Source organism: Streptomyces aurantiacus JA 4570 (genome assembly GCF_000414115.1).
GTDB classification, from domain to species: Bacteria; Actinomycetota; Actinomycetes; order Streptomycetales; family Streptomycetaceae; genus Streptomyces; species Streptomyces aurantiacus_A.
Map to the genome: position 1 here is coordinate 1 of NZ_AOPZ01000247.1, position 12,376 is coordinate 12,376.

10 protein-coding genes and 1 pseudogene are annotated in these 12,376 nt (G+C 74.4%); 6 read left to right on the forward strand and 5 right to left on the reverse strand.

Translation table 11 applies throughout. The features are described 5' to 3' along the window. Positions 1–133: 133 nt before the first annotated feature. The 3 genes from STRAU_RS23375 to yczE form a co-directional block, all read right to left on the reverse strand. On the reverse strand, positions 134–508 hold the full coding sequence (locus tag STRAU_RS23375; protein ID WP_030360404.1) for an RNA polymerase-binding protein RbpA: 375 nt from the start codon (positions 506–508) through the stop codon (positions 134–136). Between the two features lie 349 nt (positions 509–857). Continuing rightward, on the reverse strand, positions 858–1,625 hold the full coding sequence (locus tag STRAU_RS23380; RefSeq protein ID WP_016642852.1) for a glycerophosphodiester phosphodiesterase family protein: 768 nt from the start codon (positions 1,623–1,625) through the stop codon (positions 858–860). Further along, the gene (gene yczE, locus STRAU_RS23385; RefSeq protein WP_052029204.1) at positions 1,622–2,311 is read right to left on the reverse strand and encodes a membrane protein YczE; all 690 of its coding nucleotides are present in this window, start codon (positions 2,309–2,311) and stop codon (positions 1,622–1,624) included. The genes STRAU_RS23380 and yczE overlap by 4 nt, the downstream gene beginning before the upstream one ends. A gap of 98 nt (positions 2,312–2,409) precedes the next feature. On the opposite strand from yczE, the gene STRAU_RS23390 reads away from it, so the two are divergent. Next, entirely contained in the window at positions 2,410–3,942 is a 1,533-nt protein-coding gene (locus tag STRAU_RS23390; protein WP_037661379.1) for an SCO1417 family PLP biosynthesis transcription factor, read from the forward strand. Between the two features lie 19 nt (positions 3,943–3,961). Here STRAU_RS23390 and STRAU_RS23395 read toward each other — a convergent pair whose 3' ends face one another. Next, positions 3,962–5,515, reverse strand: a complete 1,554-nt coding sequence (locus STRAU_RS23395; protein ID WP_016642854.1) for a hypothetical protein — start codon at positions 5,513–5,515, stop codon at positions 3,962–3,964. A 34-nt stretch (positions 5,516–5,549) separates the two neighbouring features. Next, positions 5,550–5,744, reverse strand: a complete 195-nt coding sequence (locus tag STRAU_RS23400; RefSeq protein WP_016642855.1) for a hypothetical protein — start codon at positions 5,742–5,744, stop codon at positions 5,550–5,552. 327 nt (positions 5,745–6,071) lie between these two features. Here STRAU_RS23400 and STRAU_RS23405 point away from each other — a divergent pair, with 327 nt between their 5' ends. The 5 genes and pseudogenes from STRAU_RS23405 to STRAU_RS23425 all read left to right on the forward strand — a co-directional run. Continuing rightward, positions 6,072–6,464: an ankyrin repeat domain-containing protein gene (locus STRAU_RS23405; RefSeq protein ID WP_016642856.1), complete on the forward strand. Its 393-nt coding sequence runs from the start codon at positions 6,072–6,074 to the stop codon at positions 6,462–6,464. 300 nt (positions 6,465–6,764) lie between these two features. Next, positions 6,765–8,183 (forward strand): HEAT repeat domain-containing protein, encoded by a 1,419-nt coding sequence (locus STRAU_RS23410; protein WP_016642857.1) that lies wholly within the window; start codon positions 6,765–6,767, stop codon positions 8,181–8,183. 467 nt (positions 8,184–8,650) lie between these two features. Further along, entirely contained in the window at positions 8,651–9,784 is a 1,134-nt protein-coding gene (locus tag STRAU_RS23415) for a glycosyltransferase family 4 protein (protein WP_016642858.1), read from the forward strand. A gap of 14 nt (positions 9,785–9,798) precedes the next feature. Next, positions 9,799–10,944, forward strand: a pseudogene (locus STRAU_RS23420) (glycosyltransferase); the annotation flags it as partial. A gap of 605 nt (positions 10,945–11,549) precedes the next feature. Beyond that, positions 11,550–12,376: SGNH/GDSL hydrolase family protein (locus STRAU_RS23425; protein WP_037661380.1), on the forward strand; the 827-nt coding region annotated here is incomplete at its 3' end.

Sequence of the window (12,376 nt, forward strand, 5' to 3'; positions counted from 1 at the left end):
TCCGGCGTTTGAGGAGCGGGGGTCCGGGGGCGGAGCCCCCGTTTCGGGGCCACGCGCACACGAACGAGGGCGGGCCCACAGCCGAAGCTGTGGGCCCGCCCTCGTCGTGTCTCCGCTCCGCGGTCCAGCGCGCTTACGCGGACTTGCGGCTGTCGCGCGGATGCACCGCAATATTCATCGCACCGGACCTGAGGACCGCCAGGCGCTCCTCAAGAACCTCCTCGAGTTCTTCTCGAGTGCGGCGCTCCATGAGCATGTCCCAGTGCGTACGCGCAGGCTTCCCCTTCTTCTCCTCAGGTCCGTCGCCGTCCACGAGAAGTGCCTGGGCCCCGCAGACCTTGCACTCCCACTCGGGCGGGATCTCCGCCTCCACCGAGAACGGCATCTCGAATCGATGTCCGTTCTGGCATGCGTACTCCACGGCCTGGCGCGGAGCCAGGTCGATGCCGCGGTCGGTCTCGTAGCTGGTCACCACGAGGCGCGTGCCGCGAAGAGCTCGCTCACTCATGAATCGTGCCTCCCGGGCTTGTCGCCCACAGGACAGGTGTCGCTGTCGTCGTCATCCGGTCAACGTCCGGTCGGCGGTAAAGATTCCCGTTCAGGGTCATGCGTCGCCGTCGTATGCCGCCCCTTGTTGTACCCACCAGCGCCCGGTTTGTCACATCTGGCAGCAGATGTCACCCAGCGTTTCTGAATCCTCAGCGCGCAGTAACGGTCCGCCTGGCAGGCCAAACGCGTACACTACCGCTCTTCGCCGCTGGTTGCTAAATCCCCGCGGGCACGGGAGTGCCCGCGGGGGTGCCGAGCGGGTGAACAAATCCGTCCTGTCCGTCCGGGTCCGACGCGGCTTCCGGCGGTCAGACCCAGGTCCCCCGGTCCTTGAGCACGTCGCGCAGCGTCTCGATGTGGTCCGTCATGATGCCGTCGACGCCCAGGTCGAGCAGGGCGTGCATGCGCGCGGCGTCGTTGATCGTCCACACGTGGACCTGCAGCCCGCGCGCGTGGGCCGTGCGGACGAAGCGGTGGTCGACCACCCGCACCCCCGACTGCGCCTCCGGCACCTGGGCGCACACCGCCGAGACGCGTGGCGTCGCGGGTACGCCCAGGGAGAGCAGCCGCAGCCCCAGCACCCCCCGCGTACCGAACGACGTGGCGAGGCGGGGCCCCGCGAGGCGCTGGGCGCGGGAGACGCGGGCCTCGGAGAACGAGCCGACGCACACGCGGTCCCAGGAGCGGGTGCGCTCGATCAGGTCCAGGAGCGGCAGCAGGGCGGACTCGGCCTTGACGTCCACGTTCCAGCGGACGTCGGGGAACGCCTCCAGCATCTCTTCGAAGAGGGGCACCGGCTCGGTGCCGGCCACGCGTGCCCGGCGCACCTCGCTCCACGGCAGGTCCGCGATCTTGCCGGTGGCGTCCGTGACGCGGTCCAGCGTCGCGTCGTGGAAGGCCGCCAGCCTGCCGTCCGAGGTGGCGTGCACATCCGTCTCGATGTAGCGGTAGCCCGCGTCCACGGCGCGGCGGAAGGCGGTCGCGGTGTTCTCCAGGCCGTCCGCCGCCCCGCCGCGGTGGGCGAAGGCGAGGGGGCCGGGGTGGTCGAGGTAGGGATGGCGTACGCGCGTGGTCACCGTCGCAGTATCGCCTGCTCCGATGGCTCGCCGGAGGCCACGACGCGGCCCGCGGATGGAGCGGGCACGGCGAAGAAGCGCAGGAAGAACTGGGCGAGCGGCCCGATGGCCAGCGCGTACACGACCGTGCCCACGCCCAGCGTGCCGCCGAGCGCGAAGCCGGTGACGACGACCGCCACCTCCACCAGCGTCCGCATCAGCCGGATGGAGCGGCCGGTGCGCTCGTGCAGGCCCGTCATCAGGCCGTCGCGCGGGCCCGGCCCGAACCGGGCCGCTATGTAGAGGCCCGTCGCCACCCCGTTGAGCACGATGCCCGCCACCATGAGCGGGACCCGGACGCCGAGGCCGTGCGCGTCCGGTACGAGGGCGAGCGTGCCGTCCATCGCCAGGCCGACGACGAAGACGTTCGACACCGTGCCGAGTCCCGGGCGCTGGCGCAGCGGGATCCACAGGAGCAGCACCGCGGCACCCACGAAGATCGACACGACACCGATCGACATCCCGGTGCGCTCGGCCACGCCCTGATGCAGCACGTTCCACGGCTCCAGGCCGAGGCCCGAGCGCACGAGCAGCGCGGAGCTCGCGCCGTACAGGGCGAGACCTACGTAGAGCTGGCACAGCCGGCGCGTGAGATGCCGTTCGCCGCGCGGCCCCGTGGCGGGCCCATCTGATTTCGCCCTGGACAAGAGAAGCCCCCCGTGGTGGTAGTGGCCTGACGCATGACACTCTGTGGCTTGGTGGAAGACGCCAACCATGGCCAATTCGATGAAGGTGGACTGGGATCATGGCTCAGTGGACATCAGCGGTGGGCTCGACCCAGCTCGCCCGGCTGCTCACCTCCCAGCAGGCGCGTCCCGCCGGCGCGGGCACTCGCCGCCCGCCCGCCTACCGCGCCCTCGCCGACGGTATCCGGCTGCTCGTCCTGGAGGGCCGCGTTCCCGTGGCCGCCCGCCTGCCCGCCGAGCGCGAGCTGGCCGTGGCGCTCTCCGTGAGCCGCACGACCGTCGCCGCCGCGTACGAGGCGCTGCGCAGCGAAGGGTTCCTGGAGTCCCGCAGGGGAGCGGGCAGTTGGACCGCCGTCCCGGCCGGCAACCCGCTTCCCGCGCGCGGCCTCGAACCGCTGCCCCCCGAGGCGCTCGGCTCCATGATCGACCTCGGCTGCGCAGCCCTGCCCGCGCCCGAGCCCTGGCTCACCCGCTCCGTGCAGGGCGCCCTCGAAGAGCTCCCGCCCTACGCCCACACCCACGGCGACTACCCGGCCGGACTGCCCGCGCTGCGCGCCATGCTCGCCGAGCGCTACACCGCGCGCGGGATACCGACCATGCCGGAACAGATCATGGTCACCACCGGCGCGATGGGCGCCATCGACGCGATCTGCCACCTCTTCGCGGGCCGCGGCGAACGCATCGCGGTGGAGTCGCCGAGCTACGCCAACATCCTCCAGCTCATGCGCGAGGCGGGCGCGCGCCTGGTGCCCGTCGCGATGGCCGAGGGTCTCGGCGGCTGGGACATGGACCGCTGGCGCCAGGTCCTGCGCGACGCCGCGCCCCGGCTCGCGTACGTCGTCGCCGACTTCCACAACCCGACCGGCGCACTCGCCGACGAGGACCAGCGCCGCCGCCTCGTCGACGCGGCCCGGCACGCGGGCACCGTCCTCGTCGTCGACGAGACGATGAGTGAACTGCGCCTCGACGAAGGCGGCGTGGAGGGCGGAGCCGGCGAGGCTCCGGGCATGCCGCGCCCCGTCTGCGGGTTCGACCCCGCGGGCTCCACCGTCATCACCGTCGGCTCGGCGAGCAAGGCATTCTGGGCGGGCATGCGCATCGGCTGGGTGCGGGCCGCGCCCGATGTGATCCGCAGCCTGGTCGCGGCGCGCGCGTACGCCGACCTCGGCACCCCCGTCCTGGAGCAGCTGGCCCTCAACTGGCTGCTCAGCACCGGCGGCTGGCAGCAGGCCGTGGACGTACGCCGACAGCAGGCGCGCGACAACCGGGACGCGCTGGTCGCCGCCGTGCGCCGCGAGCTGCCCGGCTGGGAGTTCGAAGTGCCGCGCGGCGGACTGACGTTGTGGGTGCGCACCGGCGGCCTGTCCGGCTCCCGCATCGCCGAGGTCGGCGAACGCGTGGGTGTCCGGGTGCCGTCGGGCCCCCGCTTCGGTGTCGACGGAGCCTTCGAGGGCTATGTACGGCTGCCGTTCACCGTCGGCGGGCCGCTGGCGGAGGAAGCGGCGGTACGCCTCGCGGCGGCGGCCCGTCTCGTCGAGGCGGGGACGGGCGCGGGGTCCGGGGCGGAGGGGCCGCACACGTTCGTGGCGTGAGGCGCCCCGCGCGTCGGGCTCAGCCCTCCGCGACCGCTGCCGGGGCCAGGTCCGCGTCCGCCCGTGCCGTGCGGTCCGGGAGCAGGTCGAGCACGGCGCGCCGGTGCGCGTCGCTCGTGGCGTCGTCGTACGGGTCGGGGGTCGCCGGGACCTGGAGGCGCAGGACCGGGCCCGTGCCCAGGCGGGCGTAGCCGCGGCCCGGGGGCATGTCCGCCGTGGGCGTCGTGTGCGGCGCCGCGCCCAGGACCTCCTCGACCTGGTCGGCGGTGGCCGGGCCGAGCAGCACGCGCGCGCGGGTGTGCTGGCGCACGGTGTCGGTCAGCCCTTCCATGCCGTCGAGCTGGTCGGCCACGACGACGGTGACACCCGCCGCGCGCCCGTGCCGCAGCGGCACCTGGAGCAGGGACTGCGGATCCCGGTGCCCGTCGGCCGCGGCCAGGTGGCCGAGGATGCCGGGGCGGTCGAGCAGGATCCACAGCGGCCGCTTGGTGTCGTCGGGCGGCGGGTGGCCCGCCTGCCGGGCCCGGTTCGCCGCGATGAGCCGCCGCTCCGTCTCGTGCGCCGCCCACTCCAGGCTCCCCAGCGCCCCCGCGAGCCCGCACTCGACGGCGAGGACCCCCGCGCGCCCGGTCAGGCAGGCGTAGTCGCCGGTGCCGCTGCCCTCGACGATGACGACGTCGCCGTGCTGGAGCGCCTGCAGGGCGACGGAGCGCAGCAGGGTCGTGGTGCCGCTGCCGGGACGGCCGAGGACCAGCAGGTGCGGCTCGGTGGAGCGGATGCCGGTGCGCCACACGACGGGCGGCACGTCGCGCTGCTCGTCGCCGTCGGCCACGGGCAGGGTGCGCTGCACGGCGGTGGGGTCGGTGAAGCCGAGCACGGTCTCGCCGGGCGCGGTGACGAAGCGCTGGGCGGAGATGTCCGTGGGCAGCGGAGGCAGCACGGTCACGGTGAGCGCGTTGCCCTCCTCGTCCCACGCGAAGTGGTACTCGCGGCCGCGCCCCGACTTGGCGTACAGCACCTGCTCGATCCGCGCGCGGGACTCGGCCTCGCCGTCGGTGAAGTACGCGGGATAGCGCACCACCAGATGCGAGATCCGGCCGTCGTCGTCGAACCCGTACGCGGTGAACGCCTTGTCCCACTCGCCGCCGTGGGCGAACAGCGGGCTCGGGTCCTCGGGCACCGAGAAGTACGGCACGAGCGCTTCGTAGAGCGACTGCAGCCGCTGGACCTGGGCGTCGTCCGGGCCGGAGGGCGCCGGCGCCGCGCGCTCGCGCCCGGTCCAGGCCGCGGCCGCCATCAGGCAGATGGCGGCGAGCATCGGACCGTAGGGGATGAGCGCCACGACGAGGACCACGGAAGCCACCAGGAACAGCAGCGAACCGCGCCGTTCCTTGGGGGTCGCCGCCCACTTGCGCCGCCCTGCTCCGGCGAGACGGCGCAGCCCGCGCGTGATCGTGATCAGCGGGTGGAGTACGTCCGTGGCGCCGTCGGCGGCCGACCGGGCCAGCTCGCGACTGCGGGCGAGCTGGGCGGTGCCGGTGCTCAGGATGCGGGGGAGGGGGCGCCGGGCCACGTCGGTCTCCTGGAAGTGGTGGTGGGGGCAGCCGTCAGAACTTGATCCCGCCGAGCAGGCTCGCGAGGCTCGCGCTGCCCGCCTTGATGCTCGGTGCGATGGCCGTGCCCGCGAGGAAGAAGCCGAAGAGGGCGCAGACCACCGCGTGGGATGCCTTGAGCCCGTCCTTGCGGAAGAACAGGAAGGCGATGATGCCCAGCAGCACGACGCCCGAGATGGACAGGACCATGGCAGTTCTCCTGAGTGAGGGGACAGTCACCATCAGTACTTCCAGGCTCACAGCATGTATCCATGCGATAAAAGCTGCAAATGGGGGATATTTCTCTTATTTAGCCCGGATGGTGGCGGGCTGATGCGGCGTGCGCGGGCGGGTTCGGGCCGTGTCGTCCGGCCGCGCTGATCTTTGCCTCCGACGCGGTCGGTCATGTGCCGTGACGGGCAGTACCCTGTCGATTCACTCGTACGGCCGCGGCATCGCCGGCGGTACGCGTGCGGTCACCCCCAGCGGGGTGCGATCACCCCCCAAGGCAGCCGGAGCGCGAAAGGCGGTCACACCATGAGCGAAGCCCCCGACCCCGAGGTCGTGAAGCTGGCGGGCAAGATCTTCGATCTGGCCCGGGCGGGCGACACGGACGCGCTCGCCTCGTACGTCGACGCGGGCGTGCCCGCGAACCTCACGAACGACAGCGGCGACTCGCTCGTCATGCTCGCCGCCTACCACGGCCACGCGGCCGCCGTGCGCGCCCTGATCGAGCGCGGCGGGGACGCCAACCGCGTCAACGACAAGGGGCAGACGCCCCTCGCCGGTGCCGTCTTCAAGGGCTCCGACGACGTGGTGCGGGCGCTGCTCGACGGCGGTGCCGATCCGGCCGCGGGCACACCGTCGGCGATCGACACCGCACGCATGTTCGGGAAGACCGAGCTGCTCGCGCTGTTCGGGGCCGCCTGACCGGGGTACGCGGCCTGGTGCGACGGGGGCGCCGGAAATGTGGTCGCGGCGGGCTGAACCGCTGGGTCATCATGACGACGTGATTCACGGACGCGACGTCGGGGCAGGTGTTGCCGCAGCGCGCGGACCGTGAGCGGCCCGACCCCGGACTTGGCGTCCGGGAACCTCCGGGTCACCGACGAGAGGCAGAGGAAGATGGTCTTCAGCAAGCAAGAGACGGCGGGCGGCCCGACGTGTTGGCGCACGGCCAGGTAGTGCGGATTCCCGGTTGCGTCGACGCTTGATGTGAGGCTGTTTCCCATGTTCGAACCGGTCATAGCGCCCAGCGGTACGCTGCTCGGCCTGCTGCAGCGGGGCCGCGGCGACGGCACGCTGCACGCCCTCACCGCGCCACGGTCCGAGGCGCTCTCCGCCCTCGACCACTGTGTGCTGCACGATCCGCGGCACGACTGGCAGGTGGAGAACCGCTCCCTGTACTACGCCCGCCTCTACCTCGATCTGAACGGCGGGCTCGGCGCCATCGAGCGCCACCTCTTCGACCCCGACGACATGCTCGACCCGGACGACTCACGCACCGGGCTCGCGCTCTCGGTGCTCGGCCACCTCGCCTCGTACGACAGGCTGGACGCGCTGCGGCTGCTGCGCAGCTACGCCGAGCACGGCGCGAACTGGGCCTGGGCCCTGGACGAGCTGGCCCTGCGCGACGACGACGCGGGCCTGCGCGCCCTCGCCGCCCCCGTGCTCGCCAGGTTCTCCGCCGACGCCGAGGGCGAGGCCGCCCTGGCCGTCGCCGTGCGCGACGCCTTCGAGCCGCGACCCTGGCGGCTGTGGGCCGACGATCCGCGCCCCGAGATCGGCGCCCGCGTGCGCGCCGCCGCCGAACGGGGCTCCTTCGACCGCTGGCAGCGCCAGATGGAGCCGGCCGGGCCGCGCCCCGGCTGGAGCGTCCAGGCCGTGTTCGACTGGGCCCAGGAGGGTCTTGACCGTGGCGCCGCGCTGCATGTGCCGGCCGCCCGCTGTCTGACCGCCGTCGCCGGGCCCGAGGACCGCGCCGAGATCGTGCGCGCGGCGCGGCACGGCACGGACGGGGCGCGCGGCACCGCCTTGCGGTACTTGGCCGACGTCCATGATCCCGACGTACTCGACCTCCTGGAAGAAGCGGCGCAGAGCCCGTCGCGAGCCGTCGTCGACATCGCGGCCGAGACGTTCGAGCGGATGCGCTCCGTCGCCGCCGTCGACCGGGCCAGGCAGTGGGCCGGACGGCCCGACGCGCTCGGCGCGGCCGCCGGACGCGTGCTCGCCTGCCGCGGCGGCGCCCAGGACAGCCAGCTCGTGCTCACCGCGCTGCGCGAGGCGGTGCGCGGCGAGGGCCCGGACGCGCCGACCCTGTGGCCGCTCGTCGACGGCGCGGGACGCCTCGGCATCGGCTGCGCGGCGCCGGTCCTGCGCCACGTCTACCGCGAGACCGCCTCCTCCCACCTCAGAGGCCGCGCCGCCCGCGCGCTGGCCGCCACCGACCCCTCCTTCGCCGCCGGCTTCGCCGTCGAGTGCCTGTGGGACTGCGAGGAGTCCACCCGCGAAGTCGCCGCCCGGCACGCCGAGACCGGCGACGCCCGCGTCGTCAACCGCCTCCGGAGACTGGCGGCGGATCCCGCCGAGGAGGACGACGTGCAGTCGGCGGTACGCAGCCGCATCGGGCCGGACGCGCCCGCCGTGTGAGCGAGGGCCCGGCGTCCACCGGCCGCGGTGGCGGGGAGGCGGGCGCGTGAGCCTCGCCCCGGCTTCCCCGCCGGACGGCTGCGGGCGGGTTGCCTGGTGGGCGATTACCCAGGTGGGGCGAATCTGCGGGTGGACTGATTGCCCGGGTGGGCCGACGGCCCCCAGCGGGGGACGCCCCGCAGGCCGCAGGGCGGCAGGGTCGGAACACCGCTAGGACGCGCACGGCCACGGCACCGACGGCCGCGTACGCCGCATTGGCGCGGTGCCGAGCCCCCGGCACGGTTGCCGCAGGCCGCGTACGCCGCACCGGCACGGTGCCGGGAGCCCGAAATCGCCTTCGCCCAGTGCGTAACGCCCCGCGTGCGGCGAAATGGCCGGATCTCGCGGTGCGGAACGCTCATGGGACGTTTCACGTCAGGAAAGATCCACGTTGACGTGGGCACGCCCCGCCTGACGACAACACCGGTATGCGTGTCGTCATCGTCACCGAATCCTTTCCCCCCGACATCAACGGCGTGTCGCACTGCGCCCTGCAGACCGCGCGGCAGCTCGTCGCGCGCGGTCACGATCCGCTCGTCGTCGCCCCGGCCACCGCGACCGGCGCGTCCACCGACACCACCGACACCCTCTCCCCGTGCCCCGTCGTCCGCGTGCCGTCCCTGCCTCTCCCCGGATACCCGCAGGTCAGGGTCGCGCTGCCGAGCCGGCGACTGGCGGCGGCACTGAGCGCGCACCAGGCCGACCTCGTCCACCTGGCGAGCCCCTTCGTGCTCGGCGCGCGCGGCATGGCCGCCGCCGCGCGCAAGCACCTGCCCACCGTCGCCGTCTACCAGACCGACCTCGGCGGCTACGCGCGTACGTACATGGGGATGGGCGAGGCCACCGCGTGGCGCCGCATCCGCGCGGTGCACGCCGCCGCCGACCGCACCCTCGCGCCGTCCACCGCGGCGCTCACCGACCTGGTGTCGCACGGCGTGCCCCGGGTGCGGCTGTGGCCGCGCGGCGTCGACACCGACCGCTTCCGGCCCTCGCGCAGGGACGCCGTGCTGCGCCGCGAACTCGCCCCGAACGGCGAACTGATCGTCGGCTACGTAGGGCGGCTCGCCCCCGAGAAGCACGTCGAACTGCTCGCGGAGACGTGCGCCCTCGACGGTGTGCGCGTCGTCGTCGTGGGCGACGGGCCGAGCGCCGGCGCGCTGGAGACCGCGCTCCCCGGAGCAACCCTGCTCGGGCGCCGCACCGGCGACGAACTCGCCCGGATCTTCGCCTCCTTGGACGTCTTCGTGCACACCGGGCCCCTGGAGACCTTCTGCCAGACCGTGCAGGAGGCCATGGCCAGCGGGGTGCCAGTGGTCGCGCCCGCCGTGGGCGGACCGCTCGACCTGGTGGTCCCCGGACGCACGGGCAGCCTCGTCCGGCCCGGCGACGCCGCCGCCGTACGGGACGCCGTGTGGGCGATGGCCGCCGACCCGGAACTGCGTGCCGCCTACGGAGCGGCCGGACGCGCCGCCGTCCAGGGGCGCACCTGGGACGCCGTCGGGGACCAGCTCATCGGGCACTACGAAGAAGTGCTCGCCGAGCGCCCGGCGGTGGCGGCATGAACGCGGCCCTGGGCATGAGCCCGCTGGGCGCGGCCCGGGCCGCGCGGACCTCGGGGCCGCTGCGGATCGTGCGCCTCGCCAACTTCGTCACGCCCTCCTCGGGCGGACTGCGCACCGCGCTGCGGGAGCTGGGGCGCGGGTATCTGGCCGCCGGCCACGAGCCCGTGCTCGTCGTCCCCGGCGAGCGCGCCGGAGCCACCGAGACCGAGCAGGGGCTCGTCATCACGCTGCCCGGCCATGTGCTGCCCGGCACCGGCGGCTACCGCGTCCTCGCCGACCGGCGCCGCGTGACCCGCCTCCTGGAACGCCTCGCCCCCGACCGCCTCGAGGTGTCCGACCGCACCACGCTCCGCTGGACCGGCGAGTGGGCGCGCCGCGCCCGGGTCCCGGCCGTGATGGTCTCCCACGAGGCGGCGGACGCGGTCATGCGCACCTGGGGGTTGCCGCCGCGCTTGGCGCGCCGCGCCGCCGACGCACTCAACTCCCGTACCGCGCACGCCTACGCGCGCGTGGTGTGCACCACCGCATGGGCGGAGCGCGAGTTCGTACGCATCGGCGCGGGCAATGTCGTACGCGCCCCGCTGGGCGTCGATCTGGCGGACCGCCACCCGGGCCTGCGGGACCGGCGCATACGTGACCGCTACGCGCGCGAGGATGACGTTTTCCTGTTGCTGTGCTCCCGGCTCTCCGTGGAGAAACGTCCCGGCACGGCGCTGGACACGCTGGAGACGCTGCGTGGGCGCGGTGTACCGGCCGTTCTCGTCGTCGCGGGCGACGGTCCGCTGCGGGCGCGGCTCGAACAACGGGCGCGGGAGCGGCGTCTGCCGGTGACGTTCCTCGGCCATGTCGCCGACCGCGCCGTACTCGGCGCCCTCCAGGCCACGGCCGACGTGTGCCTGGCGCCGGGGCCCTGCGAGACCTTCGGCCTCGCCGCCCTCGAGGCCCTCGCCTGCGGCACCCCGGTGGTGGCCAGCGCCTCGTCGGCCCTGCCGGAGATCGTGGGCGGCGCGGGCGCGGCGGCCGCCGACACCCCGCGCACCTTCGCCCACGCCGTCCGCGCGGTCCTGGAACGCCCGGAACACACGAGGCGCACGACGGCACGCGCGCGTGCGGAGTGCTTCGGGTGGGACACGGCTGTGGCGGCGTTCCTGGCGGCGCACGGGGTCGAGGGGATGGAGGGGGCGGGGGGCGCGTCGAGGTCGCCGGGGGGTTCTGCCGTTGCGGCGGCTGTGCCGGGGCATGGCGTTGTCGCTTCGGCGGCGACCTGCGGGAGCGATGCTGTCGCTTCCGCGGTGGGTTCCGGGTGCCAGGATGTGGCTCCGGGGGCGGCTAATGGGCACGATGCCGGTGTTCCTGGGGTGGCTTCCGGGCGGGACGCTGCCGCTCTGGCGGCGGGCGTCGGGCATGGCGCCGTCGTTCCTGCGGCCGTGCCGGGGTGCGACGTCGCCGCTTCGGCAGCGGTGCCGGGGTGTGATGACGTCCCTCTGGGGGCGGTCCCCGGGTCGCATGATGCCGTCGTTCCGGTGGCGGGCCCCGGGGCGCATGACGCCGTCGTTCCGGTGGCGGTCCCCGGGCGGGAGGCCCTCGCTCCGGTCGTCGCCCCCGCGCACCGCGCCACGGCTCCGGCGGGAGCGGCTGAGCATCGTGCCGTCGCGTCGGCGGCAGCGGCCGAGCCCGGTGACGGGGTGCCTGCCGCGGGCCGGGGACCTTCGCTGCGGCTCGTGGCCGGGTCCGGCGGGGTGTCGGACGACGGGAGCGGTGGCGGATGAAGCCGGTGACGTACGTGGCGCTCGGGGACTCCCTCACGGAAGGCGTGGGGGACCCCGTGGACGGCGCGTGGCGGGGCTGGGCGGCGCTGCTCGCCGCGGCGCTCCGCACGCCCCAACAGCCCGTGGAATTCCACAATCTGGCCGCCGGTGGAGCGCAGACCTGCGACGTGCACGGCCGCCAGGTGCCGCGTGCGCTGGCCCTGCGGCCCGACCTCGTGTCCGTCGTCGTCGGCGTCAACGACACGCTGCGCTGCACCTTCGACATCCACGCGGTCGCCGCGCACCTCGACGAGGTCTACGGCGCCGTGACGGCGGGCGGCGCGGTGCTGCTCACCGCCTGCATGCCCGACCCCGGAGCGATGCTGGGGCTCCCCGGCGCGCTGGGCCGCCCGCTGGCGCGGCGGCAACGGGCGGTCAACGCCGTCGTACACGCGCTGTCCGAGCGGTACGGCGCCGTCCATCTGCACGCCGCGGACGAGGAGTGGGTCGCCGACCGCGCCCTCTGGAGCGCCGACCGGCTGCACCCCGGCGAGCGCGGCCACCGCGTGTTCGCCGCCCGCTTCCACGCTCTGCTCGCCGCCGAGGGCCTGGCACCCGGCGCCGCGCCCGGCCTCGACCCCGAACTGCCGCCGCCCACCCGCTCGGCGAGCCTGCTCTGGCTGGCCACGGCGGGCACCGGCTGGGTCGCCCGGCGCTGCACCGACCTGCTGCCGCAGTTGCTCAGCCTTGCCGCGGAGGAGGTACGGCACCAGGTGCGCGGTACGAGCGGCGGCCTGGACGTGCGGGCCGCGCACGCCGCGGCGGCCGCGCTCGCCGGGCTCGG